We start from the raw sequence: 25656 nt of genomic DNA on the forward strand, positions 1-25656 counted from the left end.
GACGAAGGGCTCCAGGACCCCGTGCTGGGGGACGTTGGACCTCAATTGGAACCGCGTTCTTCCGGGCCGTGTCTCAACCGCCGGACGGCGGGTACGCCCGGCAGATGGTTCTCGCAGAAGCGGTTCAGACCCTCGCCGGCAACGACCCCGCCGGGCTGCTGCCGGCCCGCGAGCAGATGGCGCTCTCCCTCGGCTGGCACATCGTGCTGGCCGCGTTCGGCGTGGCGTTCCCGGCGATGATCCTCGTCGCCCACTGGCGCGGCGTGTACCGCAATGACGACGTGGCGCTGGGACTGGCGAAGCGCTGGGGCAAGGTCGCGGCGGTGCTCTTCGCGATCGGTGCGGTGTCGGGCACGGTGCTGAGCTTCGAGATGGGGCTGCTGTGGCCCGGCCTGATGGGGCCGTTCGGCGACGTGCTGGGGCTGCCGTTCGCCTTCGAGGGGCTGGCGTTCTTCACCGAGGCGATCTTCCTGGGCCTGTACCTCTACGGGTGGGGACGCATCCCGGCCAAGCAGCACCTGCTGATGCTCGTGCCCATCACCGGTGCAGGGATCTTCGGCACGTACTGCGTCATCGCGGTGAATGCGTGGATGAACATGCCGGTCGGCTTTCGGATGGAGAACGGCAACGTCGTGGACATCAAGCCGTGGGCGGTGCTGCTCAACAAGGGATCGGTGCTGCAGTTCGCACACATGTGGGTCGCGGCGTACATGGTCGTCGGCTTCGTCGTGGCAGGTGTCTACGCCGCCGGGATGCTGAAGGGCCGCCGCGACCGTCATCACCGGCTGGGCTTGACGATCCCGCTGGTGTTCGCGTCGGTGGCCGCCGTGCTGCAGCCATTCGTGGGTCACCTGCTGGGGCTGCGGATCGCCGACCGGCAGCCGGCCAAGCTGGCCGCCTTCGAGCTCGCGCTCGAGACCGAGTCGCCGTCTCCGCTGCGGCTCGGCGGCGTGTTGATCGACGGCGAGCCGCGCTTCTACATCGACATCCCGCGCATCGGTTCGATCATCGCCCGCAACTCCTTGACCAAGCCGGTCGAGGGCCTCAACACCATCCCGCCGGAGGATCGCCCACCGGTCAACATCACCCACCTCGCCTTCCAGGGGATGGTCGGCATCGGGACCCTGCTGATGGTGGCCGTGCTGATCTACTGGCTGTGGCGCTGGCGCGGTCACGATCTCTCGCAGAACACGTGGGTGCTGCGGTTCGCCGTCATCGCCGGGCCGCTGGCGGTCGTGGCGCTCGAGGCCGGGTGGGTCGCGACAGAGGTGGGCCGCCAGCCCTGGGTCGTGTACAACGTCCTGCGCACCCGCGACGCGGCCGGGGACAACCCCGATCTGTGGGTGCTGCTCGTGGCCACGGCCATCCTGTACACGGGCCTGACGGTGGGAGCGGTGATCGTCCTGCGCTCGATGGCGAGCAGATGGCGCGCCGGCGAGGAGGACCTGCCCAGCCCTTACGGTCCCGAGCCCGAGCCCCTTCGGGCGGACGCATCGGATTCGAGGCGGTCGTCATGACCCTGGCGGACGCGGTGGCGGCCGCGCTGTTCGTCGGGGTGATCGCCTACGCGCTGTTCGGCGGCGCGGACTTCGGCTCGGGATTCTTCGACCTCACCGCTGGGGGAGCCCGCAAGGGCGCCCAGCTGCGGACCCTGGTCGATCACAGCATCGGGCCGGTCTGGGAGGCCAATCACGTCTGGCTGATCTACATCCTGGTGATGTGGTGGACAGGCTTCCCGGAGTCCTTCGCCGCGGCGATGAACACCCTGATCATCCCCATGCTGCTGGCCTTGCTGGGCATCGTCCTGCGCGGTGCTGCCTTCGCCTTCCGCAAGTACGCCCCCACGATGGGGCAGGCCCGCCTGTACGGCACGATCTTCGCCGGCTCCTCCCTCATCACCCCGTTCTTCCTCGGTGCCGTGGCCGGGGCCATCGCATCGGGACGGGTGCCCATCGACCGCCGCGGCGACCTGTGGTCGTCCTGGCTCAACCCGACCTCGGTGCTGGGCGGTGTCATCGCGGTGGGGACGTGCGCCTTCCTCGCGGGCGTGTTCCTGACCGCCGATGCCGATCGCTCCGACCTGCCGAAGCTCGCCGAGACGCTGCGCCTGCGGACGACGCTGGTGGGCGTGGTGACCGGCGGCGTCGTGTTCGCGGCCCTGGTGCCCATCCACCGCGACGCCACGACATTGGCCCACGGGCTCGAGCACAGGGCCGCCCCGCTGATCGTCGTGTCGGGCCTGGCCGGCGCGGCCACGCTCGGCTGCCTGATCACCCGCCGGTACCGGGCCGGCCGGGTCACGGCGGTCGTGGCCGTCGGATCGGTGATCACCGGGTGGGGCGTCGCGCAGTACCCATGGCTCCTGGTGGACCAGGTGCGCATCGAGGACGGCGCGGGCGTGGACGCCACCCTGGTCGGGCTCCTGGTCGTGGTGGGGCTGGCGGCGGTGATCGTCGTGCCGCCGCTGGCCTATCTGTTCTACCTCGCGCAGCAGGCCGACACAGAGACCGAGACTGTCACCGCGAGGTCCGAATCCCGCCAGTGACCGTCGGGGCATCGGGGCATCATGGAGGCATGCACACCGATCACGAACGCTGCTACCGCGCGGTCCAGTCGCGCGACAGACGATTCGACGGTGTCTTCTACACGGCCGTCTCGAGCACGGGCATCTATTGCCGGCCGTCGTGTCCGGCCCTCACCCCGAAGCCGGAGCACGTCACCTTCCACGCGACCGCCGCGTCCGCGCAGGAGGCCGGATACCGCGCGTGCCGCCGCTGCCGTCCGGACACGACGCCGGGCTCGCCGGAGTGGGACGTGCGCGCAGACGCCGTCGGCCGGGCGATGCAGCTCATCGGCGACGGCGTCGTCGAGCGTGAGGGGGTCGAGGGTCTGTCGAGCCGCCTGGGTTACAGCTCGCGCCACGTGACCCGCCTGCTCGCGCAGGAGCTCGGCGCGGGCCCGCTGGCGCTGGCGCGCAGCAACCGGGCCCACACCGCCCGGGTGCTGATCGAGACCACTGACCTGCCGATGTCCGACATCGCCTTCGCAGCGGGCTTCGCCTCGATCCGTCAGTTCAATGCCTCGGTCCGCCAGGCGTACGCCCTCACACCCACCCAGATGCGGGGCAGGCGTCGGGGCACCGTGACCGGACGTGTCACGGTGCGGCTCGCGGTCCGACAGCCCTTCCACGCCGGGGCGCTGCTCGACTTCCTGGCGGCCCACGTCCTGCCGGGGGTTGAGGCGGTCACGGGGGCGACCTACGCACGGGTGCTCCGGCTGCCGCACGGCCTGGGTGTCATGGCGCTGACCCTGGACGACACCGGCGTCGTGTGCGAGCTCGAGCTGGCCGATCTGCGCGACACCGCCGTCGCGATCGGACGCGCGCGGCGACTGCTGGACCTCGACGCCGATCCGGTCGCGATCGACACGGTGCTGGGTGCCGATCCGGCGCTGGCCGACCTGGTGGCGGCCGAGCCGGGCCTGCGGGTGCCGTCGCACGTGGACGGATTCGAGCTCGCGGTGCGCACGGTCGTCGGCCAGCAGGTCTCGGTCGCGGGTGCCAACACCGTCCTGGGCCGGCACGTCCCGGCCCGCGGGACGCCGGTGGACTTCGCGTTGGCGGCCGATCATGGGCTGACCCACGCCTTTCCCGAGCCGGAGGCGTTCGCCGATGCCGACCCGACCGCGATGGGGATGCCACACGCCCGGGCCCGCACCATCATCGGGCTCGCGCAGGCGGTCGCCGACGGGAAGCTCGACCTGCATCCGGGAGCCGATCGTGCGGCCGTGCGCGAGCAGCTGCTGGCGATGCGCGGCATCGGCCCGTGGACCGCCGACTACGTGGTCATGCGGGGTCTGGGTGATCCCGACATCCTGCTGACCACCGACCTGGTGCTGCGCCGCGAGCTGGAACGCCGCGGCATCACCGCCGACGACACCGAGCGCTGGCGTCCGTGGCGCTCGTACGCCGGCATGCACCTGTGGCGGGCGTCCGCCGCCGTCGAGAGGATCCCCGCATGAACACCCGATGGATGGACTCACCGATCGGCGGCCTGCGGATCCACGCGGCGGCCGGACTCGTCACCGCGATCGACTTCGGCGCGCAGCAGCCGCGGGGGAGCCAGGTGCCCGAGGCGCTGCTCGATCGTGCCGAGCAACAGCTCGCCGAGTACTTCGCGGGAGAGCGCACGGAGTTCGACCTCCCACTGGCCAGCGAGGGCACCGAGTTCCAGAAGAAGGTCTGGTCGGAGCTGCTGCGCATCCCGTACGGGCAGACCGCCAGCTACGGAGACATCGCGCGGCGGCTGGGGTACGAGCCCGGTATCTCGCGGGCGGTGGGCGCGGCCAATGGCGCCAACCGGATCCCGATTCTCGTGCCGTGCCACCGCGTCGTCGGCGCCGACGGCACGTTGACCGGCTACGCCGGGGGAGTGGAGCGCAAGAAGATCCTGCTCGAGCTGGAGCAACCGGGCCTCTTCTAGGGCAACGCCACGCACGCACACCGCGGAGGTGGCACGATCGGGGCACACCGTTGCCACGTCCCGAGGAGAACCATGGCCAAGAGCTCGTCCAGCAAGATCAAGCGCCCGAAGGCGTCGAAGGCGTCGAAGGCGGACAAGAAGTCGTCTGCGCTCGAGACCGAGCTCGCGGCCGCGCGGGCCAGGATCAAGAAGCTCAAGGGGACCGTGGTCTCGCTGGAGAAGCAGGCCCGCAAGCTGGAGAAGAAGACCGACCGGCTCAAGACCGAGCTGAAGAAGGCGCGCTCCGGAGCCGTCAGCAAGGCCAAGAAGGTCGGGGCGGAGGGCACCGCGAAGGTCACCAAGTCCAAGCGCGTCCGCGAGGCGCTCGTGGAGCACGAGGACGTCGTCCCCGCGGAGGACATCGCACCTGCGGAGGAGGTCGCTCCCGCCACGGACGTCGTCCCGGCGGCGGAGACGCCCACTGCCGACCTCACCGTCGCGCAGCTGCGGGCGGTCGCGCGTGAGCGGGGCATCGCGGGCTACTCCCGCATGCGCAAGGACGATCTGATCGCCGCCCTGTCCTAGCAACCACCGGACGTCATCCCGGGCGCGCTCCCAGCGCCACGTGCGGGATGACGTCCCGGGGGGTGTGGATGAGCGACTCGACGGCGGCCCGTTACCCGGACCACGGTGGAGCCATGACATCGCGGCCCCCCAACCAGTGGACGTCATCCCGCCCGAGCCGCAGGCGGCTCGAGCGGGATGACGTCCTGCGCCCGGTCCTGTCGTTGGCGCGGGAGCAGGGTGGGGTGGTGTCGCGGCGTCAGCTGGGGGATCTGGGGGTCCCGCGGTGGCGCACTCGTGCGGAGGTGCTGGCCGGTCGCTGGCGTGCCCACTGGCGGCAGACCGTGGCGATCCACACCGGCCCCCTCGAGCAGCGCGGCCTGCTGTGGGCGGCGACGTTCGAGGGCGGGACGCGCAGCCTGCTCGACGGCGCCAGTGCCCTGATCGCGTCCGGACTCACCGGGTTCACGGTCGACCGGATCCGCGTCTCGGTGCCTCGCGGCGCGAAGGTTCACCGCTCCCGGGCGATCGACGTGCGCCAGACCCGTCGGCTCGAGCCATCGGACCGGTGGGAGGGGAGCGGCCCACCCCGCGTGCGTCCGGAGGTGGCGGTCGTCCGGGCGGCGCTCTGGGCACGCAGCGACCGGCAGGCGGCGATGCTCGTCGCCATGACGGTGCAGCAGCGGCTGGCCCCGGCCGAGCAGATCGGCCGTGAGCTGCTGAAGGTGCGGCGCGACCGCCGGCGCAAGCTCATCGAGCGCTTCGTGCTCGATGCGATGGGCGGCTCTCAATCGATGGGCGAGCTCGATCTCGTCCGGGAGTGCCGGCGTCGCGGCCTGCCGGTGCCCGATCGTCAGGTGGTCCGCAGGACCAAGGCAGGAACGTTCTTCCTCGACGCGCGCTGGGTGCAGTTCCGTGTCGTGCTCGAGGTCGACGGCTGGGCCGACCCGCAGGACGTCATCTCGCGCGAGGCGTAGACACCACGCGCGGGATGACGTCCCGGGTCAGCTGCTGCGGCGCAGGCTCTGGGAGAGCCGCTCGGCGGCCGCCACCACGGCGGGGGCGTGCATACGGCCGGGCTGACGGGTCAGGCGCTCCAGCGGCCCGGACACCGACACGGCCGCGACGACCTTGCCGGAGGGGGCGCGGACGGGCGCCGACACCGAGCCCACGCCGGTCTCGCGCTCGCCGACGCTCTGCGCCCAGCCGCGGCGGCGGACCGCCGACAGCTCCGCGGCGGAGAACGTCGCCTTGAGCAGCCCCTTGTTCATCCGCTCGGGGTCCTCCCACGCGAGCAGCACCTGTGCGGCCGAGCCGGCCGCCATCGTGAGCTGGCCGCCGACGGGGATCGAGTCGCGCAGGCCGGTCGGACGATCGGCGGCGGCGACGCACACCCGGAAGTCGCCCTGGCGGCGGAACAGCTGGGCCGACTCGCCGGTGATGTCGCGCAGTCGCGCCAGGACGGGGCCGGCGGCCGCCAGCAGGCGGTCCTCGCCGGCAGCGGCGGCGAGCTCACCCAGGCGCGGGCCGAGGATGAAGCGTCCTTGCATGTCGCGGGCGACGAGCCGATGATGTTCGAGCGCGACCGCGAGGCGGTGAGCGGTCGGGCGGGCCAGACCGGTGCTCGCCACCAGACCGGCCAGCGTGGCCGGACCCGGTTCGAGGGCTGCCAGTACCAGAGCCGCTTTGTCGAGAACGCCGACTCCGCTAGAGTTGTCCATGACTTGATACTGCCGTATCGCATTGTGAGACGCAAGCCGGGAATCCGGGCGTCCTGCAAGACCAGTTCCTGCTGATGCAGGAGATGAGGAGAGCACCAATGGGCAAGACTCTTGCCGAGAAGGTCTGGGACGAGCATGTCATCCGTTCGCACGAGGGCGAGCCGGACCTGCTCTACATCGATCTCCACCTCATTCACGAGGTCACCAGCCCGCAGGCGTTCGACGGCCTCCGTCTGGCCGGCCGCTCGGTGCGCCGCCCCGACCTGACGCTGGCGACCGAGGACCACAACATCCCGACGACGGACCTGGACAAGCCGATCGCCGACATCGTGTCCCGCACGCAGGTCGAGACGCTGCGCCGCAACTGCGCGGAGTTCGGCGTCCGCCTGCACCCGATGGGCGATGTCGAGCAGGGCATCGTGCACGTCGTCGGCCCGCAGCTGGGACTCACGCAGCCGGGCATGACGATCGTGTGCGGCGACTCGCACACCGCGACCCACGGCGCCTTCGGCTCGATCGCCTTCGGCATCGGCACCTCGGAGGTCGAGCACGTCCTGGCGACGCAGTCGCTGTCGCAGGCGCGCCCCAAGATGATGGCCGTCGAGGTCGATGGTGAGCTGCCGGCCGGCACATCCGCCAAGGACCTGATCCTGGCGCTCATCACGCAGGAGACCACCGGCGGCGGCCAGGGCTACATCGTGGAGTACCGCGGTGAGGCGATCCGCAAGCTGTCGATGGAAGCGCGCATGACGATCTGCAACATGTCGATCGAGTGGGGCGCCAAGGCCGGACTCATCGCGCCGGACCAGACGACGTACGACTACCTCAAGGGTCGCCCGTCCGCGCCGACCGGCGCCGACTGGGACGCCGCCGTCGCGCACTGGGACAGCCTGGTCACCGACGACGACGCGCACTTCGACAAGATCATCCGCATCGACGCCAGCCAGGTGACACCCTTCGTCACGTGGGGCACCAACCCGGGCCAGGGCGTCCCTCTGTCGGGCAACGTCCCCGATCCGGCCTCGTTCGAGGATCCCAACGAGCGCACGGCCGCCGAGAACGCCCTGCGCTACATGGGGCTTGAGGCCGGGACGCCGATGAAGGACATCGCGGTCGACACGATCTTCATCGGCTCGTGCACCAACGGACGCATCGAGGACCTGCGGGTCGCAGCGGACCTGATCAAGGGTCACCGGGTCGCCGAGAACACGCGCGTCCTGGTCGTCCCGGGATCCGTGCGCGTCCGCCTCGAGGCCGAGCAGGAGGGCCTCGACGTGATCTTCAAGGACGCCGGGGCCGAGTGGCGCGGAGCGGGCTGCTCGATGTGCCTGGGCATGAACCCCGACCAGCTCGCACCGGGCGAGCGCAGCGCGTCCACGTCCAACCGCAACTTCGAGGGACGCCAGGGCAAGGGCGGGCGCACGCACCTCGTCTCGCCCGAGGTCGCCATCGCGACCGGCATCCTCGGCCACCTGGCCGGGCCCGCCGACGTCGCCGAGCTCGAGAAGGCAGGAGCCTGACCATGGAGAAGTTCTCAACCCACACCGGCGTGGCCGCACCGCTGCGCCGCAGCAACGTCGACACCGACCAGATCATCCCCGCGCACTGGCTCAAGAAGGTCACGCGGGACGGTTTCGAGGACGGCCTGTTCGAGGGATGGCGCCGCGATCCGGAGTTCGTCCTGAACCAGCCGGCCTATCGCCAGGCCACAGTCCTGGTGGCCGGTCCGGACTTCGGCACCGGCTCGTCGCGTGAGCACGCGGTCTGGGCGCTGCAGAACTTCGGCTTCAAGGCCGTCATCTCGCCGCGCTTCGGCGACATCTTCCGGGGCAACTCGGGCAAGTCGGGCCTGCTCGCCGCGCAGGTGGACGAGAAGATCGTCCAGCGGCTGTGGGAGCACCTGGACGCCAACCCGGGCGCCACCGTCACGCTCGACCTGGTGAGCCGCACCGTCAAGGCCGGTGAGGGTGTCGACGCGATCGAGGACACGTTCACGATCGACGACTACACGCGCTGGCGCCTGCTGGAGGGCCTGGACGACGTGGGCATCACGCTCAGCCACGAGGAGGACATCGTCTCCTACGAGGCGAGCCGCCCCAGCTTCAAGCCCGTCACGCTCTGACCCGACGCTGACGCGTGGGTCACCCACGCGTCAGCGCCGGTGGACACGCCGTCACGGTCTAGGCTCAGGCCCATGCAACGACGCCCCTTCCCGAGGACACTGCGCATCATCGTGCTGTTCCTCCGGCCGGTGCTGATGGTGATCACCAAGCGCGACTGGCAGGGCCAGGAACGTCTCCCCGAGGGTGGCTTCGTCCTGGCCCCCAATCACCTCTCGCACCTCGACCCGTTCCTGATCTCGCACTTCATGGTCGACCAGGGCATCCCGCCCCGGTTCCTGGTCAAGGACACGTTGATGAGCCTGCCCGTCGCGGGCAGGATCCTGCGCAGCGCCCAGCAGATCCCGGTCTACCGCAGCTCCGAGGGTGCCGCCGAGTCGCTGCGCGCCGCGATCGCAGCCGTCGAGGCGGGAAGTGTCGTCACGATCTACCCCGAGGGCACCATCACCCGTGACCCGGCGGCGTGGCCGATGAGCGGACGCACGGGAGCCGTGCGGGTCGCCCTGGCCACCGGGTGCCCCCTCGTCCCGGTCATGCAGTGGGGGCCGCAGGAGATCCTGTGGCCGTACACCAAGCGCCCGCGGTTCTTTCCCCGCAAGACGATCCACGTGCGCGTCGGCGAACCGCTCGACCTGTCCGACCTCGCCGGCCGCGAGCTGACCGAGCAGGTGCTGCACGAGGCCACCGATCGGCTCATGGACGGCCTGACTGCGATGATGGCCCAGGTGCGCGCAGAACTGCCCTCGACACCACGCATCGATGTGCATACCTTGGGCAGGCCAAAGACCAACTACAGACGATCGGATCAGTGAATGGCGCAGATTGCGGTGATGGGTGCGGGCTCCTGGGGAACTGCCTTCGCGCTCGTGCTGGCCGACGCCGGCAACGACGTTCGCCTGTGGGGCCGCCGCCCCGAGGTCTGCGACATGATCAACGCCAAGCACGAGAATTCCGACTACCTGCCCGGTATCGAGCTGCCCGCGGCCATCTCTGCGACGCCCGATCCTGCCGAGGCGCTGGCCGATGCCGAGGTCGTGGTGCTGGCGGTGCCGTCCCAGCAGCTGCGGTCCAACCTCGAGGCGTGGAGCGAGCACATCCCGGCCGACGCCGTCATGGTCAGCCTCATGAAGGGCATCGAGCTGGGCACGCACCTGCGCATGAGCGAGGTCATCGCCGAGATGACCGGCGCCGGTCCTGAGCGCATCGCGGTCGTGTCCGGCCCGAACCTGGCCCGGGAGATCGCCAATCGCGAGCCTGCCGCCAGCGTCGTGGCGTGCGCCGATCAAGCGGTCGCCGAGCGGCTGCAGAAGCTGTGCCACTCGGCGGCGTTCCGTCCCTACTCGATGACCGACGTCATCGGGTGCGAGCTCGCCGGCACGGCCAAGAACATCATCGGCCTGGCGGTCGGCGTGTGCGTCGGGCTCGGCTTCGGCGACAACACCAAGGCATCGGTCATCACCCGCGGACTGGCCGAGACCGCGCGCCTCGGCGCGGCGATCGGCGCCGACCCGGTCACGTTCATGGGCCTGGCGGGCATGGGCGACCTGGTCGCCACCTGCTCGTCGCCGCTGTCACGCAACCGGACGTTCGGCGAGAAGCTCGGCGAGGGCATGAGCGTCGAGGAGGTGACCGCGCAGACCCGGCAGGTCGCCGAGGGCGTCAAGTCGTGCCGCTCGGTCAGCGAGCTGGCCAAGGCCAATGGCGTCGAGATGCCGATCGTCGAGCACGTCACGGCACTCGTGGCCGGCGAGCTGACCCCCGACGAGCTGGTGCGCCGGCTCATCTCGCGGACGGCCAAGCCCGAGACCGTCTGACGCCGGCCGCGGCCGGGGGCTACGCGACGGCGGCGAGGACGTTCTGGATGTCGAGCCAGAGGTCCTCGACGTCCTCGATGCCGACCGACAGGCGGATGAGGCCCTCCGGGACGCTCGTCGGCTCGCCGGGGTGACGGCGCCGCCGCTCCCACGTCGACTCGACGCCGCCGAGGCTGGTGGCGTACGTGATGATGTCGCTCTGCTCGGTCATCTTCTGCGCTGCGGCGGGGCCCGCGACGACCTCGAAGGCGATGATCGTGCCGAATCCGGGATAACGGCTGTGCGAGATGCGGGGAGAGGCCGACAGCCGGCGGTGCAGCTCCTTGGCATTGGCCTCCGCCCGGTCCAGGCGCACGTGCAGCGTGCGGATCCCGCGCGCAGCCAGCCAGGTCTCCATCGCACCGGGAATGGCCCCGAGCACGGTGCGCCGCTTCTCGATCGCGCGGAACGCCCGGTCGTCATTGGTCACCACCGCGCCCAGGATCAGGTCGCTGTGCCCGGCCAGCAGCTTGGAGGCGGAGTGCACGACGAAGTCGGCGCCCAGGTCGAGTGGCTTCTGGCGCAGGGGAGTGGCGAAGGTGTTGTCGACCGCGACCGCGGCCCCGGCCTGGGTGGCGGCGCGGGCGATGACCTCGATATCGGCGATCTCCAGGGACGGGTTCGTCGGTGACTCGATCCACACCAGGGCGGCGCCCTCGCACGCCGCGATGACCTGCGCGGTGTCGTCGATGTCGACCAGCCGCAGCTGGACCTGCCCGCGGCGATCGCGCTCGACGAGCTGGGCGATCGTCCCGTAGTACGCGTGGCGGGGTGCCACGACGGCAGCGCCGATCGGCACCAGGTCGAACAGCGCCGCCGAGGCCGCGACCCCCGACGAGAACGCCAGCGCGCGCCCACCCTCGAGCGCGCCGAGCACCGTCTCGAACGAGTCCCACGTGGGATTTCCCTGCCGGCCGTACTCCGACCCACCTCCGGGGACGAGGGCGCTGGCCAAGGTGATCGGGGCGTTCAGCGGCCCGCCGGGGACGCGCGCGGGACGGCCTGCGGCGACGGCGATGGTCGAGGGCGACAGTTCGGGTCCATGCATCGATCCATTGTGCACAGAACGATAAGGTTCTTGGCAATGAGCCCGGTCACCACTTCCTCGTCCGTCAAGCCCCGCCTCGCCGTGATCTTCGGCGGACGATCCAGTGAGCACGGTGTGTCGTGCCTGACCGCGCGGGAGGTGCTGGCCGCGATCGACGCAGATCGCTACGACGTCCAGCCCGTCGGCATCACCCGCGACGGAGCCTGGGTCGAGGAGACCGCCCAGTGGGACGACCTGGAGGCCGGGACGCTCCCGTCGGTCCGCGACGACCTGCCGGGCTTCGCCTGGGAGCGCCTGCGCGAGTTCGACGTCGTCTTCCCCCTGCTGCACGGGCCGTGGGGCGAGGACGGCACCCTGCAGGGCCTGCTGGAGATGGCCGACGTCCGCTACGTGGGAGCCGGCGTGCTGGCCAGCGCCGTGAGCATGGACAAGCCCTTCACCAAGACCGTCTTCTCCGCCGCCGGGCTGCCGCAGCTCCCGTACGTGACGATCCGCCCGTGGGAGTGGAAGCAGGAGCGCGAGCGGGTCGAGGCGCGCGTTCACGCCCTCGGCCTGCCGGTGTTCGTCAAGCCCGCCCGCGCCGGGTCGAGCTCGGGCGTCATGATGGTCGACACGTGGGAGGAGCTCGACGGGGCCGTCCTGAAGGCGCGCGACTTCGACCCCAAGGTCATCGTCGAGGCGGCCGCGCGCGGCAAGCGCGAGCTGGAGTGCGCCGTCATCCAGGGCCTGGACGGCAAGCCGGTCGCCAGCGTCGTGGGCGAGATCACCGTCGCGCAGGAGTCCAGCCACGAGTTCTACGACTTCGAGGCCAAGTACCTCGACGGGACGAGCAGCAACGTCGTCCCCGCCGATATCTCGGTCACCCTCAGCGAGCGCATCCGGGCGTACGCGGTGCAGGCCTTCGAGGCCGTCGGCTGCGAGGGCCTGGCGCGGGTCGACTTCTTCTGGACCGAGGACGGGCTGGTCATCAACGAGATCAACACGCTGCCCGGCTTCACGCCGTACTCGATGTTCCCCGTGCTGTGGGAGGCCAGCGGCGTGAGCTACGCGGAGCTGGTCGAGCGGCTCATCCAGCTGGCGCTGCAGCGTGAGACCGGCCTGCGCTGAGGCCTACACGCAGGGCTTGACCGAGGGGTCGTGCTTCTTGATGGTGCCGGCCACATCGGCCAGTGCCTCGGAGGCCGGGTCGTACGCCCGGGGCACCTCGAGGCTGACGAAGAACGAGCGGCCGATCGTCGTGAACAGGTAGCCGTCGGCGGTCGTCTCGGCGAACCAGTCGACGTCCCCGACGGGGTAGCACGGTGAGGAGATCGTCAAGGCGTCCGGCTTCTCGACCCCGCAGCGCATGACGATCGCCGGAGCCCCCCACGCCACGGCGTTGTCGTCCTTCACCAGGATCGAGTCCTCGCCGGCGACGGTCCGGGGTGCGTCGGCGTACAGCGCCTTGCAGTCGACCGCCGTGCCGGGCTCGGTCGGATAGGCGTCGACGGTGTATCCGGGGCTGCACCCCGCGACCAGGAGGATCGCGAGCGGCAGGAGCCTGCGCACCGTCAGACGCGGACGATCGGGCACGTCAGGGTGCGGGTGATGCCGCCGACGCCCTGGATCTGCGAGAGGACGAGTGCGCCGAGCTGGTCCATGTCGGGGCCCTCGGCGCGCACGATGACGTCGTACGGTCCGGTCACGTCCTCGGCGAGCGTCACACCGTCGATGGCGCTGATCGCCCGGGCGACGTCGGCGGCCTTGCCGACCTCGGTCTGGACGAGGATGTATGCCTGCACGGCCATTCGAGGTGCTCCTTTGGATCGGACGGGACTGTGCCACGCTACCCGATCCCGCGGGCGGACCCGTCCGGGGCTGCGAGAAGATGGACCCATGACTGCCAACGGCTCGAACGGATCCACGATCGGCGACATCGGAGAGTTCGGGCTCATCGACCAGGTACGCGAGCAGATCGGCCACAACCGCCACATCCTGATCGGTTCGGGTGACGACGCCGCGCACATCTCGACCAATGACGGCAGCTATGTCGTGTCGACCGATCTGCTGGTCGAGGGACGGCACTTCCGCCGCGACTGGTCCACGGCGAACGACGTCGGACGCAAGGCCGCGGCGTCCAACCTGTCGGACATCAACGCGATGGGCGGCGTCGCGACGGCCCTGACCGTGGGCTTCGGCGCCCCGGCCGACCTGCCGGTGGAGTGGGCGCTGGAGATGGTGCGCGGATTCGAGCAGGAGTGCGGGCGCGTCGGCGCCCACATCGTCGGTGGCGACGTGACGGCGTCCGACTCGATCATCATCGCCGTCACCGCGATGGGCGACGCCCCGCGGCCGGTGCGCCGGTCCGGTGCCGTCGCGGGCGATGTCGTGGCCGTCAACGGCGACCTCGGCCTGGCGGCTGCCGGTTTCGCGACGCTGAGCCGCGGATTCCGCTCCCCGAAGGCCGCCGTGGAGGCCCACCGGGTGCCGCACCCCCCGTACGCCGCCGGCCCACAGGCCGCGCGCGCGGGTGCCACCGCCATGACCGACATCAGCGACGGCCTGGTCGCCGACCTGGGACACATCGCCGTCGCCAGCGGCGTCGCGATCGACATCGACTCGTCGGCGCTGGTGATCCCCGAGGCCGTCGCGACCGTCGGCGAGGCGCTGGGCCGCCGGGCCATCGACTTCGTGCTGGCCGGCGGCGACTCGTACGCCCTGGTCGCGACCTTCGGTGCCGAGGGCGGACTGCCCCCGGGCTGGACGCGCATCGGTGAGGTCGCAGAGGGTGCCGGCGTGACCGTCGACGGCGAGGTCTACGACGGTCCGACCGGCCACCAGCACTTCCGCTAGGCGCTGATCCAGTACCTGCGGCGAGGCGGCTCGTCGGGGTCGTCGTGCGGCACGACGGCCTCCAGCACGCCGCCATTGGCCTCGATGACCCGTGCGGATGCGAGGTTGTCGTCGTCGCAGGTCACCAGGATCCGGTGCACGCCGCGGTCGCGCAGGATCTGCACCGACTGCCGCAGGATCTCGGTGGCGTACCCCTGACGGCGGTGCGCCGGCCGGACGGCATAGCCGATGTGGCCGCCGAGCCTGCGCAGGAAGTCGTTGAGCTCCCAGCGGATCGAGGAGCGTCCGACGACCTCGCCGTCGACCTCCGCGACGAGCTCGGCGTGGGCGACGAAGTCCTCGGGCAGGTCGATCCCGTCCTCCCAGCCGTGCACCAGGCGGACGTAGTCGGGCCACGGCAGGTCGCCGCGGTACCGGTACGACCAGTGCTCGCCCTCGGCGGCCATCTCGGCCACGGCGGCCGTGACGTCGTCCTGGTCGCGCAGCTCCAGCCGCCGCAGGACCAGCGTGCGCTCGCTCACGCCTGGATGCGCGCGAACGGGGTGTCGGCCTCCAGCTCGTAGGCCAGCTCGAGCAGCGTCTGCTCGTTGCCGTGGACGGCCGAGAAGTGCACGCCGACCGGACGACCGTCGGCCGTCTGCGCCAGCGGCAGCGAGATCGCCGGCCCACCCGCCGCATTGTTCAGGGGCGTGAACGCCGCGTACCGGATCAGCCGGTCGAAGTGGACCTCGAAACCGGCTGCCGGATTCAGGTGCCCGAGCTTCGGCGTGACGTAGCCCAGCGTGGGCGACACGATGACGTCGATGTCGGTGAACGCATCGCGATAGCTCTGCTCGGACTGCTTGAGCACGCGGATGGCCCCGGGCGTGCGCCACGCGTGCCGCCAGAACGTCCGCGCGAGCCCCCGCGTCAGCTGGTCGGTGGCTCCCTTCTCGAAGTCGGGGCTGTGCATGACGCGCTTGCCGAAGTGCTGCGTGCTGAACCCCAGCAGCGCCCAGTAGTGCGTGAACGCCCCCATGAACGCGACGGCGTCCCCGGGGATGGGCACCTCGGTCACGTCGTGGCCCAGCGCGGTGAGCCGGTCGACCGTCGCCAGGACGGCCCGGCGGCCGTCGTCGTCGGTGGGCCCGGTCACGGAGTCGAGCACCAGGCCCACGCGCAGGCGGCGCTCGGACGGGCCCTCGACGAGGCCGAGCGGCTTCATGCCCGCTGCGGGAAGGAACTGCTGGGTGCCGGCCATGAAGTGCGCCGTGTCGCGGACCGTCCGGGTGAGCACGCCGTTGGAGACGACGTCCACCGGCAACGTCGCGGACTCGGCGGCCGGGACGACGCGGCCGCGGGTCGGCTTCAGGCCGACCAATCCGCAGGCTGCTGCCGGGATGCGGATCGATCCGCCGCCGTCGTTGCCGTGCGCGATCGGCACGACGCCCGCCGCGACGAGGGCCGCCGATCCGCCGGACGACCCGCCGGGGGAGTAGTCGGTGTGCCACGGATTGCGGGTCGGCGCGAGCGTCTCCCACTCCGTGGAGGCGTTGAAGCCGAACTCAGGCATCGTGGTCTTGCCCAGCACGCCCAGCCCGGTGGACCGGAACTGCTCGGTGAACCGGTGATCGGCCGTGGCGGGGCGGGACCGGACCGCCAGCGAACCCTGGTCGGACGGCAACCCGGCGACGTCGGTGTTGTCCTTGATGAACGAGGGGACCCCGGCGAGGATCCCGGACAGCGGGCCGTCGGACCGGGCCAGCCCGCGATCGAAGTCGGGGTGCTGGATGGCGTTGAGCGTGGGGTTGACCACAGCCGCCCGGTCGACGGCCGCCTGGGCCGCCTCGCGGGCGCTGATGTCTCCGGCTGCAACGGCAGCGGCGACCCCGACTGAGTCGAGGTCGCCGAGGGCGTCATCACAAAAGGCGTGGACGCGATGAGTCGGCTCGTTGATCACGAGCCTGACTCTAAGGTCAATTCAGCGGAACTGACCAGCGGGAACTAGCGCGAGACCTTGCCGGCCTTGAGGCACGACGTGCAGACGTTGACCCGCTGCGGGGTGCCGTTGATGACGGCGCGCACGCGCTGGATGTTCGGATCGAAACGACGCTTCGTGCGTCGGTGCGAGTGGGAGACGTTGTGGCCGAAACCAGGTCCCTTGGCACACACATCACAGACCGCAGCCATGGCGAACTCCTGAAATATTGAGACTTACCGAGAAATGGGGATGCTGTCGGGAGGACGGTGACCCGCACTGCCAGACGACAACCGCTCAAGAATAGCCGACCACCCGACGCCGATGCCAATCAGGCCGTCTGGTCGGCCCACGAGGGGGTGGCGGACGATAGCCTCGCCCCATGGGCCTCACCCTCAACGCCGCGGCATTTCGCGCGTGGACGCAGCTGTGCGCGGGAGCCCTGTCGTCCGCACGCGCCGAGATCGACGCCCTCAACGTGTTCCCGGTCCCCGACAGCGACACCGGGACGAATGCGTACCTGACCTTCGTGTCGGGCGATGACGCCGTGCAGGCGCAGCCGCAGGACGCCGGCTTCGACGAGCTGGTCAAGGCCTATGTCGACGGGCTGCTGACCGGCGCCAAGGGCAACACCGGCGTCATCTTGTCCCAGCTGGTGCGGGCCTGCTTCGCCGACCTGTCGATCCGGCGGGAGGTCAGCGCGGCCGACGTCGCCCAGGCCTTCGTCGCGGCGTCGGACGCCGCGTGGGCGGCGGTCGGCGCACCCGTCGAGGGCACCATCTTGTCGGTCGCGAAGGCCGCCGCGGCCGGTGCGACCGAGGCGGCCGAGGCCGGGGTCGACGGCCGCACCGTCTTCGCCAGGGCGGCACGAGCGGCTCGCGAGGCGCTGGCCCGCACCCCTGAGCAGATGGACCTGCTGCGGCGCTCGGGCGTCGTCGACGCCGGCGGGCGCGCGCTCGTCGTGGTGCTCGACGCGACCGAGCAGGCGCTGACCGGGCGCGTCCCCGAGCAGGTGTCGGCTCACGTCCCCCAGCCGATCCCCGTCACGGGCGACGACCTCAGCGCCGACGGACCCTCCTACGAGGTCATGTACCTGCTCGAGGCTGACGACGACCGCATCCCCGAGCTCCGCTCGGCCCTCATGGCGCTGGGCGACTCGCTCGTCGTGGTGGGCGGTGAGCGCCTCTGGAACGTGCACGTGCACGTCGACGACGTCGGTGCCGCGATCGAGGTGGGCATCGCCGCGGGCCGTCCCTACCGCATCGCCGTCACGCACTTCGCCGACCAGGTGGCGCGCGGTCCGCGCCTGGACCGGGTCGTCATCGCCGCGACGACCGGGACGGGTCTCACCGGGCTGTGCCGCGAGGTCGGGGCCCACACGTTGGAGTTCAGCCGCGAGCAGCCGCTGACCGTGGCCGAGATGAGTGCGTCGCTGCGCGAGGCAGGTGCCGGCGAGATCATCGTGCTGCCCAACAACATCCGCTACATCCGCCAGTTCGAGGCCGCCGCGCAAGCCGCCCGGCAGGACGGCATCCGGGTCGCCGTCATCCCGACCCATGCGCAGGTGCAGGGACTCGCCGCGCTGGCCGTCCACGATCCGGGGCTCGGTTTCGACGAGGTCGTGGTCGCGATGTCCAGCGCCGCGGCCCACACGCAGCACGGTGCGGTCACGTTCGCGACGGAGCCGGGCATCACGATGGCGGGCCCGGTCGGCCCCGGCGACGTCCTGGGCGTCGTCATGGGCGACTTCGCGGTGATCGGCCACGAGGTGCTCGAGGTGGCGTACGGCGTCATCGACCGCATCCTGTCGCCCGCCGCCGAGATGGTGACCGTCGTCCTGGGCGACGGCGCCGACCCGCAGCACGCGGACGCCATCGGCGAGTACCTGCGGGTCTCGCGGCCCGATGTCGATCTCGTGGTCTACGAGGGCGGCCAGGAGAACTATCCGTTGTTCATCGCGGTCGAGTGATGGTCGACCTCACCACGAAGCTGGTCAACGTGATCGGCGACAAGACCGCCAAGCCGTTGGAGAAGGCCTTCGGCATGCGGGTCGTCGGCGACCTGCTGCGTCACTACCCACGCCGCTACGCCGAGCTGGGCAAGCTGACCGATCTGTCGAAGCTGGAGGTCGGCCAGCACGTTACGATCATGGCGCGCGTCGCCTCGGTCAAGAACTACTCCTTCGGCCCCGGCGGCAAGCGGACCCGCACCGAGGTCGTGGTGACCGACGGCACCGGGCGGTTGACCCTGACGTTCTTCCAGCAGGCGTGGCGGCTCAAGGCGATGGGCGACGGCTCCCTGGGCCTGGCGGCGGGGGTCGTGAGCCAGTTCAACGGCAAGCTGCAGCTGACGCACCCGGACTGGGAGCCGATCGACGAGTCGGCCGATCCCACCGAGTCGTCCCGGCTGAGCCGCGGCATCATCCCGCTGTACCGCGCCACGGCCAAGATGCCGACGTGGAAGATCGCCCAGTGCGTCGAGATGTGCCTGGACGCCGTGGGCCCCATGGACGACCCGCTCCCGGAGCCGATCCGGGCGGCGCGGGGCTTCTACGACATGTCCGGGTCCTTCGAGGCCATCCACCGTCCCCGCAGCGAGAAGGACTGGCAGGTGGGCCGTGACCGGTTCCGCTTCGAGGAGGCCTTCGTCGTCCAGACGGTCTTCGCGCAGCGCCGTCACGCCCTCGAGCACGAGCGCGCCGTGGCCCGTCCGCCCGTCGACGGGGGCCTGCGCGACCGGTTCGAGCATCAGCTGCCGTTCACGCTCACGGGCGGGCAGCGCACGGTCGTCGGTGAGGTCTCGGCCGATCTGTCCCGCACGCACCCGATGCACCGGCTGCTGCAGGGCGAGGTCGGATCGGGCAAGACGATCGTGGCGCTGCTGGCGATGCTGCAGGTCGTCGACGCCGGGGCGCAAGCGGCGCTGCTCGCGCCGACCGAGGTGCTCGCATCGCAGCACTATCGCGCGATCACCGCGATGCTCGGCGACCTGGCGAAGGGTGGGATGCTCGGCGGCGCCGACGTGGCCACCCGGGTCCGCCTGCTGACCGGGTCGCTGGGCGCCAAGGCCCGCAACGCCTCCCTGCTGGACGCCGCATCCGGCGAGGCGGGCATCGTGATCGGCACGCACGCCCTGATCCAGGACCACGTGCAGTTCGCCGAGCTCGGCCTGCTGGTCGTGGACGAGCAGCACCGGTTCGGCGTCGAGCAGCGGGCGGCGCTGGTCGACCGCTCGGAGGTCAAGCCGCACGTCCTGGTCATGACCGCGACCCCCATCCCGCGCACCATCGCGATGACGGTGTTCGGCGACCTGGAGGTCTCGACGCTGCGCGAGCTGCCCGCCGGGCGTCAGCCCATCCAGACCACCGTCGTGCCGTACCTGGAGCGGCCCGCATGGCTCGAGCGTGGGTGGGAGCGGGTGCGCGAGGAGGTCGGCAAGGGACGCCAGGCCTATGTGGTCGTCTCCCGCATCGGAGACGTCGACGAGGACGGCACCAACGAGACGTCCTCGCTGGTCGAGCTGCACGAGGAGCTGGTCGGTGGCCCGCTGCACGGGCTTCGCGTCGGCGCGCTGCACGGACGGATGAGCCCCGACGACAAGGACGCGACGATGAACGCCTTCGCGGCGGGCGATCTGGACGTCCTCGTCGCGACGACCGTCGTCGAGGTCGGCGTCGACGTGCCCAACGCCACGGTCATGGTGATCATGGACGCGGACCGGTTCGGCGTCTCCCAGCTGCACCAGCTGCGAGGGCGGGTCGGCCGCGGCTCGGAGGCCGGGCTGTGCCTGCTGGTCACCGGCAGCGATCCTGACTCGCCGGCCCGCGAGCGCCTCGACGCGGTGGCGTCGACGACCGACGGCTTCGAGCTGTCGCGGCTCGACGCCGAGCTGCGGCGCGAGGGCGATGTGCTCGGCGCGGCGCAGTCGGGCGTCCGCTCCAGCCTGCGCCTGCTCTCGGTGGTCAAGGACGGTGCGGTCATCGACGAGGCCCGCGCCGAGGCCGACGCCCTCGTGCTGGCCGATCCCTCGCTGGCCGACCACCCGGCGCTGGCGGCGGCGGTCGACGAGCTGGAGCACTCCGAGCAGGCCGACTACCTGGAGAGAACATGACACGCATCATCGCCGGCCAGTACGGCGGACGCCGCATCCAAGCACCCAAGGGCGACGGCACCCGGCCGACCTCGGACCGGGTCCGGGAGGCCTTGTTCTCGTCGCTGGAGTCCGAGCTGGGGGGCTTCGACGGCGTCCGTGTGCTGGATCTGTTCGCCGGCTCGGGTGCCCTGGGCATCGAGGCGCTGTCGCGCGGCGCCGAGCACGCCGTGTTCGTCGAGGCCAACACGCAGGCGGCCTCGGTCATCAAGCGCAACCTGTCCGAGCTCGGGGCGCCCGGCGTCGTGGAGCGCAGCAAGGCCGAGCGGTGGGTCGAGGACGGCGACCGGGACACCTTCGACCTGGTGTTCGTCGACCCCCCGTACGCGCTGCCCACCGATGCCGTCGCGGGGCTGGTCGCCGCCGTCAACGAGTCGTTCGGGGACGCGGACACGTTGTTCGTCGTCGAGCGGTCGACCCGCGACCCGTTCGTGTGGCCGGAGGGCGTCGAAGGTCTGCGCAGCAAGAAGTACGGGGAGACGACGCTCTGGTACGGACGCGCTGCGGTACGGTCGCTGGCATGACGAAGGTCGTGTGCCCCGGTTCGTTCGATCCCGTGACCAACGGGCACCTGGACATCGTGGAGCGGTCCGCCCACCTGTTCGACGAGGTCGTCGTGGCGGTGCTGGTCAACGAGAACAAGAAGGGCCTGTTCACGATCGAGGAGCGCCTCGACCTGCTGACCGAGGCCACCCGGCACCTGCCCAACGTCTCCACCGCGTCCTTCACTGGGCTGCTGGTCGACTTCTGCACCAGCAACGGCATCGACGCGATCGTCAAGGGTCTGCGCGCGGTCACCGACTTCGACTACGAGCTGCAGATGGCGCAGATGAACGGCAGCCTCACCGATGTCGACACCGTCTTCATCCCGACGTCCCCGGAGTACTCCTTCCTGGCCTCGAGCCTGGTCAAGGAGGTCGCCAAGCACGGCGGCGACGTCTCGGCGCTCGTCCCCGGCTTCGTCAACGACGAGCTGAAGAAGAAGTACGCCTGACGGTCACATCTGTCAGGCCTCAGGCGTCATACAGACATGGACCCCACCGAGGCCTTCGAGGCCGAGCGACCGAGGCTGACCCGGCTCGCGACCCGCGTGCTCGGCGACCCGGCGGAGGCCGAGGACGTCGTGCAGCAGGCGTGGCTGCGTCTGCACTCCGCCGGGAGCGACATCGCGAGCCTTCCCGCGTGGCTCACGACGGTGACCGGCCGGCTGTGCCTGGATCGGCTGCGGGTCCGGACGCCGGTGCCGGTCGAGGACGTCGAGGCGACGGAGCACGCCGCTGATCCCGCCGACGACGTCGCGGTGGCCGACTCGGTGGGCGTCGCGCTGAACGTCGTCCTGGAGCGCCTGGCGCCTCGCGAGCGGGTGGCTTTCGTGCTGCACGACAGCTTCGGCTTCGACTTCTCGGCCATCGCCGCGGTCCTCGACACGACGCCGGCCGCCGCGCGCAAGCTGGCCTCACGCGCCCGCGCCAAGGTCCGGCAGCCGGCAGCGGAGGACCAGCTGACCGACTGGGAGGTCGTCGACGCCTTCATGGCCGCCGCGCGCGAGGGCGACTTCGAGCGGCTCATCGCGCTCCTGGCCCCGGACGTGGCGGTGACGGCTGACATCGCGGCCGTCGCTGCCGGCACCCCGCAGCGGATCGACGGTCGCCGTGACGTGGCCCAGTTCTTCAACGGCAGCGCTCACGCCGCGCTGGCGGTGTCGTACCGCGACCGGCCCGGCTACGCGTGGTTCCACCGCGGCGAGGCCAAGGTGCTGTTCGACTTCTCGCTGGCCGACGGCCGGGTCACCGCGATCACATTCCGCGCCGAGCCCGAGGCGCTTCAGCAGATCACCCGACGCTCGACCAACGAACACCCGACACTGGGACATTCGACACAGAGGAGAACGCCATGAAGACCATGACCTGCCGCCAGCTGGGCGGTCCGTGCGACCTCGAGCACCACGGAGAGAGCGCCGACGACGTCATCAATGCCCAGGACAAGCACCTCAAGGACGCCGAGAAGGCCGGCGACGCAGCGCACCAGCCGGCGCGCGACGCCATGAAGGGCCGGTGGCGCCACCCCAAGAAGTCGCTCGGCTGGTACAACGACACGAAGAAGGCCTTCGCCGCCCTCCCCGACGCCTGACCCGGTCAAACCCCCACGCGCGTCAGTCGGGCAGGTGGGGGGCGGCGATCGGGTCGCGCTTGCCCAGCTGGACGGCACGGCGCAGGGCGGCCGAGCCGAACTTGTCGCGCACCGCGTCGATGGCGTCGTCCAGCTCGGCCCCGGAGGTGACGTCCAGCGGCAGTGCCAGCTGTTCGGGCTGGTCGTCGAGCGAGCCGAGGGTCACCCCGATCAGCGTGATGCCCTTGTCCTTGATCGTCCCGGCGCGGGACGCCAGCAGGCGCCGGGCGACGTCGAGCACCGTCACGGTGTGGGCGGTCGGGCGGGCCAGGGTGTGCGAGGAGGTGGAGCGGGTGAAGTCGCCGAAGCGCAGCTGGATCGTGACGGTGCTGCCCGTGCGTCCGGCGGCGCGCATCCGCCGGGTCACCCGGTCGACGAGGGTGAGCAGCGCGAGGTCGATCTCGGCGGGGGAGTGATCGCCTCCGCCCATCGCGTGCTGGGCGCCCATCGAGCCGCGGCGCTTGCCGGTCTGGACCGGACGGGGATCCCGGTTGTGCGCCAGGGCGTGCAGGTGGCGCCCGGCTCCTGAGCCGAGCAGCTGCACCAGCTCGATCTCGAGCATCTTGGCCACATCGCCAACCGTGTGGATGCGGGCGTCCCGCAGCTTGCCCGAGGTGACCTTGCCGACACCCCAGAGCCGCTCGACCGGCAGGGCGTGCAGGAACTCCAGCTCGCGCTCGACGGGGACGACCAGCAGGCCCTCGGGCTTGGAGACCGCCGAGGCGACCTTCGCGAGGTACTTGGTGCGGGCGACCCCGACCGAGATCGGCAGGCCGACGCGCTCGCGCACGTCGACGCGCAGCTGGGCGGCGATGGCCGACGGCAGCCCGCGGATGCGGCGCAGTCCGCCGACCTCGAGGAAGGCCTCGTCGATCGACAGGCCCTCGACCAGCGGCGTCGTGTCGTGAAACACCTCGAACACCGCGCGACTGGCCTCGGTGTAGGCCTCGAAGCGGGCCGGCACCACGATGGCGTCGGGGCACACGCGCAGCGCCTGGCGTCCACCCATCGCGGTGCGGACGCCGCGCGCCTTGGCCTCGTAGCTGGCGGCCAGCACGACGCCGCCGCCCACGATGACCGGCCGTCCTCGCAATGCCGGGTCGTCGCGCTGCTCGACCGAGGCGTAGAACGCGTCGAGGTCTGCGTGCAGCACGGTGCCCTCGGTCATGGCTTCCAGTCTCGCACCCGCCTCCGACACGGGCGGGGCCGATTGGCCTCGGCGTGGTCCGCCGGGTTACGATTGACGTCGGCCTGTTCGCAGGTTTTTCTTTTGTCGTGCTCTTGGACGGATGAGTGAGCGTGCACACCGGACCCCTGGTCTTCGATACCCACGAGATGGGTCGCAAGCCCGGTGCCGAACGCACCTTCACCCGCACGGTCGAGGCGCCGGCAGAGATGGGTTACGACGTCTACGCCGTGCCCGAGGGCTCCACGATCGAGCTCGAGCTCCGGCTCGAGGCGATCATGGAGGGGATCTTGGCAACAGGAACCTTCTCGGGTCGGGCCGTGGGCGAGTGTGTGCGGTGCCTGGAGCCGATCGACGAGCCTGTGGTCGTCGGATTCCAGGAGCTTTACCTCTACGACGCACCCTCCAACCCGGAGGAGGCGGACGAAGAGGATCATGTCCTCGAGGACGAGCTGCTTGACCTTGAGCCCGTCCTGCGGGACGCGGTGGTGCTTGCACTTCCGCAGAACCCGTTGTGTGGTCCGGACTGTCCGGGACTGTGCCCCGAGTGTGGGGCACGACTCGCGGATGACCCAGATCACACACACGGTGAGGCGATCGACCCTCGGTGGTCGGCGCTGAGCCAGCTGGCGGAGCAACCGGTCCCGCCAGCCGACCAGTCAGAGTCGGACATCACGTCCGACAACAGCAAGGAGTAGATCGTGGCAGTCCCGAAGAGGAAGATGTCGCGCAGCAACACGCGTCACCGTCGTTCGCAGTGGAAGACCACCGCAACGGCGATCGTCGACTGCGCCAACCCTGCGTGTGACTCCAAGGTGCAGCCGCACCACGCGTGCACCAAGTGCGGACAGTACGGAGCTCGCGGCGAGCGTCGCCAGGTCCTCTGATCACAGCCGCACTCAGCGCTGATGCGCTCCGGGAGGTCCTCGGTGTCGAGGACCTGGACCCGGAGCTGCTTCAGCATGCCCTGACGCACCGTTCGTACGCGTACGAGCACGGCGGGATCCCCAACAACGAGCGCCTGGAGTTCCTGGGCGACTCGGTGCTGGGGCTCGTCGTGACCGACACGCTGTTCACGAACCATCCCGACCTCCCGGAGGGCCAGCTGGCCAAGCTCCGGGCGGCGGTCGTCAGCGCCAAGGCGCTGGCGGTGGTGGCACGGACGCTCGGCATCGGCGAGCACATCCGCCTCGGACGGGGCGAGGAGGCGACCGGCGGTCGCGACAAGGCCTCGATCCTGTCCGACACCGTCGAGGCGATCCTGGGCGCGATCTACGTCCAGTTCGGCATCGAGCGTGCCGCCGAGGTCATCCACCGGGTCTTCGACCCGGTGATCGCCGACGCCGCCAAGCTCGGCGCCGGCCTGGACTGGAAGACGTCCCTGCAGGAGATCTCGGCCAACAACGGCCTGGGCGTGCCCCGGTACGTCCTGGTCGGCACCGGCCCCGATCACGACAAGAGCTTCACCGCCGAGGTCGTGGTGGGGGAGCGGACGTTCGGCGGCGGCGCCGGACGCTCCAAGAAGGAAGCCGAGCAGATGGTCGCCGAGATCGCCTGGCGCGAGATCAACGCCGGCCTCCAGACCTCCTAGTCGCGC

General features: G+C 70.7%; 29 protein-coding genes. 21 read left to right on the forward strand and 8 right to left on the reverse strand.

Annotated features, from left to right (window positions below):
• Positions 1-104 precede the first annotated feature (104 nt).
• The 6 genes from NQV15_RS05965 to NQV15_RS05990 all read left to right on the forward strand — a co-directional run bounded on the left by NQV15_RS05965 (position 105) and on the right by NQV15_RS05990 (position 6001).
• A complete protein-coding gene (locus NQV15_RS05965) occupies positions 105-1517 on the forward strand; it encodes a cytochrome ubiquinol oxidase subunit I (RefSeq protein ID WP_232398771.1) in 1413 nt (470 codons plus the stop codon).
• Positions 1514-2545: a cytochrome d ubiquinol oxidase subunit II gene (locus NQV15_RS05970; protein WP_232398773.1), complete on the forward strand. Its 1032-nt coding sequence runs from the start codon at positions 1514-1516 to the stop codon at positions 2543-2545. The genes NQV15_RS05965 and NQV15_RS05970 overlap by 4 nt, the downstream gene beginning before the upstream one ends.
• Positions 2546-2574: 29 nt before the next feature.
• On the forward strand, positions 2575-4020 hold the full coding sequence (locus NQV15_RS05975) for a DNA-3-methyladenine glycosylase 2 family protein (RefSeq protein ID WP_232398775.1): 1446 nt from the start codon (positions 2575-2577) through the stop codon (positions 4018-4020).
• Positions 4017-4481, forward strand: coding sequence for a methylated-DNA--[protein]-cysteine S-methyltransferase (locus NQV15_RS05980; protein WP_232398776.1), 465 nt, complete (start codon positions 4017-4019; stop codon positions 4479-4481). Before NQV15_RS05975 ends, NQV15_RS05980 begins: the two co-directional genes overlap by 4 nt.
• A gap of 72 nt (positions 4482-4553) precedes the next feature.
• Complete coding sequence (locus tag NQV15_RS05985; protein WP_232398778.1) at positions 4554-5045, forward strand: Rho termination factor N-terminal domain-containing protein; 492 nt, start codon at positions 4554-4556, stop codon at positions 5043-5045.
• Between the two features lie 113 nt (positions 5046-5158).
• The gene (locus tag NQV15_RS05990) at positions 5159-6001 is read left to right on the forward strand and encodes a hypothetical protein (protein WP_232398780.1); all 843 of its coding nucleotides are present in this window, start codon (positions 5159-5161) and stop codon (positions 5999-6001) included.
• Between the two features lie 27 nt (positions 6002-6028).
• Here NQV15_RS05990 and NQV15_RS05995 read toward each other — a convergent pair whose 3' ends face one another.
• Entirely contained in the window at positions 6029-6745 is a 717-nt protein-coding gene (locus NQV15_RS05995) for an IclR family transcriptional regulator (protein ID WP_232398782.1), read from the reverse strand.
• A 98-nt stretch (positions 6746-6843) separates the two neighbouring features.
• Between NQV15_RS05995 and leuC the strand changes: the two genes are divergently transcribed.
• The 4 genes from leuC (at position 6844) to NQV15_RS06015 (ending at position 10679) form a co-directional block, all read left to right on the forward strand.
• Complete coding sequence (leuC, locus tag NQV15_RS06000) at positions 6844-8265, forward strand: 3-isopropylmalate dehydratase large subunit (RefSeq protein WP_232398784.1); 1422 nt, start codon at positions 6844-6846, stop codon at positions 8263-8265.
• Between the two features lie 2 nt (positions 8266-8267).
• Positions 8268-8867: a 3-isopropylmalate dehydratase small subunit gene (leuD, locus tag NQV15_RS06005; protein WP_232398786.1), complete on the forward strand. Its 600-nt coding sequence runs from the start codon at positions 8268-8270 to the stop codon at positions 8865-8867.
• 72 nt (positions 8868-8939) lie between these two features.
• Positions 8940-9677, forward strand: a complete 738-nt coding sequence (locus tag NQV15_RS06010; protein ID WP_232398787.1) for a lysophospholipid acyltransferase family protein — start codon at positions 8940-8942, stop codon at positions 9675-9677.
• A complete protein-coding gene (locus NQV15_RS06015) occupies positions 9678-10679 on the forward strand; it encodes an NAD(P)H-dependent glycerol-3-phosphate dehydrogenase (protein ID WP_232398788.1) in 1002 nt (333 codons plus the stop codon).
• Between the two features lie 19 nt (positions 10680-10698).
• Here the strand turns inward: NQV15_RS06015 and NQV15_RS06020 are convergent, their stop codons facing one another.
• Positions 10699-11766, reverse strand: coding sequence for a trans-sulfuration enzyme family protein (locus NQV15_RS06020; RefSeq protein WP_232398790.1), 1068 nt, complete (start codon positions 11764-11766; stop codon positions 10699-10701).
• Between the two features lie 36 nt (positions 11767-11802).
• On the opposite strand from NQV15_RS06020, the gene NQV15_RS06025 reads away from it, so the two are divergent.
• Complete coding sequence (locus NQV15_RS06025) at positions 11803-12873, forward strand: D-alanine--D-alanine ligase family protein (RefSeq protein ID WP_232398792.1); 1071 nt, start codon at positions 11803-11805, stop codon at positions 12871-12873.
• 3 nt (positions 12874-12876) lie between these two features.
• Here the strand turns inward: NQV15_RS06025 and NQV15_RS06030 are convergent, their stop codons facing one another.
• Together NQV15_RS06030 and NQV15_RS06035 are read right to left on the reverse strand one after the other, a co-directional pair.
• Positions 12877-13338, reverse strand: a complete 462-nt coding sequence (locus NQV15_RS06030; protein WP_232398794.1) for a DUF3515 family protein — start codon at positions 13336-13338, stop codon at positions 12877-12879.
• Positions 13317-13553, reverse strand: a complete 237-nt coding sequence (locus NQV15_RS06035; RefSeq protein ID WP_232398795.1) for an Lrp/AsnC family transcriptional regulator — start codon at positions 13551-13553, stop codon at positions 13317-13319. The genes NQV15_RS06030 and NQV15_RS06035 overlap by 22 nt, the downstream gene beginning before the upstream one ends.
• An 88-nt stretch (positions 13554-13641) precedes the next feature.
• On the opposite strand from NQV15_RS06035, the gene NQV15_RS06040 reads away from it, so the two are divergent.
• Positions 13642-14598 carry a thiamine-phosphate kinase gene (locus tag NQV15_RS06040; RefSeq protein ID WP_232398797.1) on the forward strand — a complete coding sequence of 319 codons (957 nt, stop codon included), beginning with the start codon at positions 13642-13644 and terminating at the stop codon, positions 14596-14598.
• Here the strand turns inward: NQV15_RS06040 and NQV15_RS06045 are convergent.
• The 3 genes from NQV15_RS06045 to rpmB are packed head-to-tail and all read right to left on the reverse strand — an operon-like array spanning position 14595 to position 16767.
• Complete coding sequence (locus tag NQV15_RS06045) at positions 14595-15119, reverse strand: GNAT family N-acetyltransferase (protein ID WP_232398799.1); 525 nt, start codon at positions 15117-15119, stop codon at positions 14595-14597. The genes NQV15_RS06040 and NQV15_RS06045 overlap by 4 nt on opposite strands.
• Positions 15116-16537: an amidase gene (locus NQV15_RS06050; protein ID WP_232398801.1), complete on the reverse strand. Its 1422-nt coding sequence runs from the start codon at positions 16535-16537 to the stop codon at positions 15116-15118. Before NQV15_RS06050 ends, NQV15_RS06045 begins: the two co-directional genes overlap by 4 nt.
• A gap of 44 nt (positions 16538-16581) precedes the next feature.
• The gene (gene rpmB, locus NQV15_RS06055; protein ID WP_108577479.1) at positions 16582-16767 is read right to left on the reverse strand and encodes a 50S ribosomal protein L28; all 186 of its coding nucleotides are present in this window, start codon (positions 16765-16767) and stop codon (positions 16582-16584) included.
• A 170-nt stretch (positions 16768-16937) separates the two neighbouring features.
• On the opposite strand from rpmB, the gene NQV15_RS06060 reads away from it, so the two are divergent.
• From NQV15_RS06060 to NQV15_RS06085, 6 genes are read left to right on the forward strand one after another with little or no spacing between them, the layout of a single operon-like run.
• Entirely contained in the window at positions 16938-18524 is a 1587-nt protein-coding gene (locus NQV15_RS06060) for a DAK2 domain-containing protein (protein ID WP_232398803.1), read from the forward strand.
• Positions 18524-20665 carry an ATP-dependent DNA helicase RecG gene (gene recG, locus NQV15_RS06065; RefSeq protein ID WP_232398806.1) on the forward strand — a complete coding sequence of 714 codons (2142 nt, stop codon included), beginning with the start codon at positions 18524-18526 and terminating at the stop codon, positions 20663-20665. The genes NQV15_RS06060 and recG overlap by 1 nt, the downstream gene beginning before the upstream one ends.
• Positions 20662-21228 (forward strand): 16S rRNA (guanine(966)-N(2))-methyltransferase RsmD, encoded by a 567-nt coding sequence (gene rsmD, locus NQV15_RS06070; protein WP_232398808.1) that lies wholly within the window; start codon positions 20662-20664, stop codon positions 21226-21228. The genes recG and rsmD overlap by 4 nt, the downstream gene beginning before the upstream one ends.
• Positions 21225-21698: a pantetheine-phosphate adenylyltransferase gene (gene coaD / locus NQV15_RS06075; protein WP_232398810.1), complete on the forward strand. Its 474-nt coding sequence runs from the start codon at positions 21225-21227 to the stop codon at positions 21696-21698. Before rsmD ends, coaD begins: the two co-directional genes overlap by 4 nt.
• 36 nt (positions 21699-21734) lie before the next feature.
• On the forward strand, positions 21735-22601 hold the full coding sequence (locus NQV15_RS06080; protein WP_232398812.1) for a sigma-70 family RNA polymerase sigma factor: 867 nt from the start codon (positions 21735-21737) through the stop codon (positions 22599-22601).
• Positions 22598-22834 carry a hypothetical protein gene (locus NQV15_RS06085; RefSeq protein WP_232398814.1) on the forward strand — a complete coding sequence of 79 codons (237 nt, stop codon included), beginning with the start codon at positions 22598-22600 and terminating at the stop codon, positions 22832-22834. The genes NQV15_RS06080 and NQV15_RS06085 overlap by 4 nt, the downstream gene beginning before the upstream one ends.
• Before the next feature lie 22 nt (positions 22835-22856).
• Here NQV15_RS06085 and dinB read toward each other — a convergent pair whose 3' ends face one another.
• Positions 22857-24041, reverse strand: a complete 1185-nt coding sequence (dinB, locus tag NQV15_RS06090) for a DNA polymerase IV (RefSeq protein ID WP_232398816.1) — start codon at positions 24039-24041, stop codon at positions 22857-22859.
• A gap of 131 nt (positions 24042-24172) precedes the next feature.
• Here dinB and NQV15_RS06095 point away from each other — a divergent pair, with 131 nt between their 5' ends.
• The 3 genes from NQV15_RS06095 to rnc are packed head-to-tail and all read left to right on the forward strand — an operon-like array spanning position 24173 to position 25650.
• Positions 24173-24757 carry a YceD family protein gene (locus NQV15_RS06095; RefSeq protein WP_232398818.1) on the forward strand — a complete coding sequence of 195 codons (585 nt, stop codon included), beginning with the start codon at positions 24173-24175 and terminating at the stop codon, positions 24755-24757.
• Positions 24758-24760: 3 nt separating this feature from the next.
• Entirely contained in the window at positions 24761-24946 is a 186-nt protein-coding gene (rpmF, locus tag NQV15_RS06100; RefSeq protein WP_056607529.1) for a 50S ribosomal protein L32, read from the forward strand.
• The gene (rnc, locus tag NQV15_RS06105) at positions 24892-25650 is read left to right on the forward strand and encodes a ribonuclease III (protein ID WP_439647521.1); all 759 of its coding nucleotides are present in this window, start codon (positions 24892-24894) and stop codon (positions 25648-25650) included. Before rpmF ends, rnc begins: the two co-directional genes overlap by 55 nt.
• The last annotated feature ends 6 nt before the right edge of the window (positions 25651-25656 follow it).

Origin of the sequence: Aeromicrobium wangtongii (assembly GCF_024584515.1) — a bacterium.
In the GTDB taxonomy this organism is placed as follows: Bacteria; Actinomycetota; Actinomycetes; order Propionibacteriales; family Nocardioidaceae; genus Aeromicrobium; species Aeromicrobium wangtongii.

Coding starts and splice junctions, on each gene's coding strand:
- NQV15_RS05965 (WP_232398771.1), top strand. CDS start 105: ATGGTTCTCGCAGAAGCGGTTCAGACCCTCGCCGGCAACGACCCCGCC.
- NQV15_RS05970 (WP_232398773.1), top strand. CDS start 1,514: ATGACCCTGGCGGACGCGGTGGCGGCCGCGCTGTTCGTCGGGGTGATC.
- NQV15_RS05975 (WP_232398775.1), top strand. CDS start 2,575: ATGCACACCGATCACGAACGCTGCTACCGCGCGGTCCAGTCGCGCGAC.
- NQV15_RS05980 (WP_232398776.1), top strand. CDS start 4,017: ATGAACACCCGATGGATGGACTCACCGATCGGCGGCCTGCGGATCCAC.
- NQV15_RS05985 (WP_232398778.1), top strand. CDS start 4,554: ATGGCCAAGAGCTCGTCCAGCAAGATCAAGCGCCCGAAGGCGTCGAAG.
- NQV15_RS05990 (WP_232398780.1), top strand. CDS start 5,159: ATGACATCGCGGCCCCCCAACCAGTGGACGTCATCCCGCCCGAGCCGC.
- NQV15_RS05995 (WP_232398782.1), bottom strand. CDS start 6,745: ATGGACAACTCTAGCGGAGTCGGCGTTCTCGACAAAGCGGCTCTGGTA.
- leuC (WP_232398784.1), top strand. CDS start 6,844: ATGGGCAAGACTCTTGCCGAGAAGGTCTGGGACGAGCATGTCATCCGT.
- leuD (WP_232398786.1), top strand. CDS start 8,268: ATGGAGAAGTTCTCAACCCACACCGGCGTGGCCGCACCGCTGCGCCGC.
- NQV15_RS06010 (WP_232398787.1), top strand. CDS start 8,940: ATGCAACGACGCCCCTTCCCGAGGACACTGCGCATCATCGTGCTGTTC.
- NQV15_RS06015 (WP_232398788.1), top strand. CDS start 9,678: ATGGCGCAGATTGCGGTGATGGGTGCGGGCTCCTGGGGAACTGCCTTC.
- NQV15_RS06020 (WP_232398790.1), bottom strand. CDS start 11,766: ATGCATGGACCCGAACTGTCGCCCTCGACCATCGCCGTCGCCGCAGGC.
- NQV15_RS06025 (WP_232398792.1), top strand. CDS start 11,803: ATGAGCCCGGTCACCACTTCCTCGTCCGTCAAGCCCCGCCTCGCCGTG.
- NQV15_RS06035 (WP_232398795.1), bottom strand. CDS start 13,553: ATGGCCGTGCAGGCATACATCCTCGTCCAGACCGAGGTCGGCAAGGCC.
- NQV15_RS06040 (WP_232398797.1), top strand. CDS start 13,642: ATGACTGCCAACGGCTCGAACGGATCCACGATCGGCGACATCGGAGAG.
- rpmB (WP_108577479.1), bottom strand. CDS start 16,767: ATGGCTGCGGTCTGTGATGTGTGTGCCAAGGGACCTGGTTTCGGCCAC.
- NQV15_RS06060 (WP_232398803.1), top strand. CDS start 16,938: ATGGGCCTCACCCTCAACGCCGCGGCATTTCGCGCGTGGACGCAGCTG.
- recG (WP_232398806.1), top strand. CDS start 18,524: ATGGTCGACCTCACCACGAAGCTGGTCAACGTGATCGGCGACAAGACC.
- rsmD (WP_232398808.1), top strand. CDS start 20,662: ATGACACGCATCATCGCCGGCCAGTACGGCGGACGCCGCATCCAAGCA.
- coaD (WP_232398810.1), top strand. CDS start 21,225: ATGACGAAGGTCGTGTGCCCCGGTTCGTTCGATCCCGTGACCAACGGG.
- NQV15_RS06080 (WP_232398812.1), top strand. CDS start 21,735: ATGGACCCCACCGAGGCCTTCGAGGCCGAGCGACCGAGGCTGACCCGG.
- NQV15_RS06085 (WP_232398814.1), top strand. CDS start 22,598: ATGAAGACCATGACCTGCCGCCAGCTGGGCGGTCCGTGCGACCTCGAG.
- dinB (WP_232398816.1), bottom strand. CDS start 24,041: ATGACCGAGGGCACCGTGCTGCACGCAGACCTCGACGCGTTCTACGCC.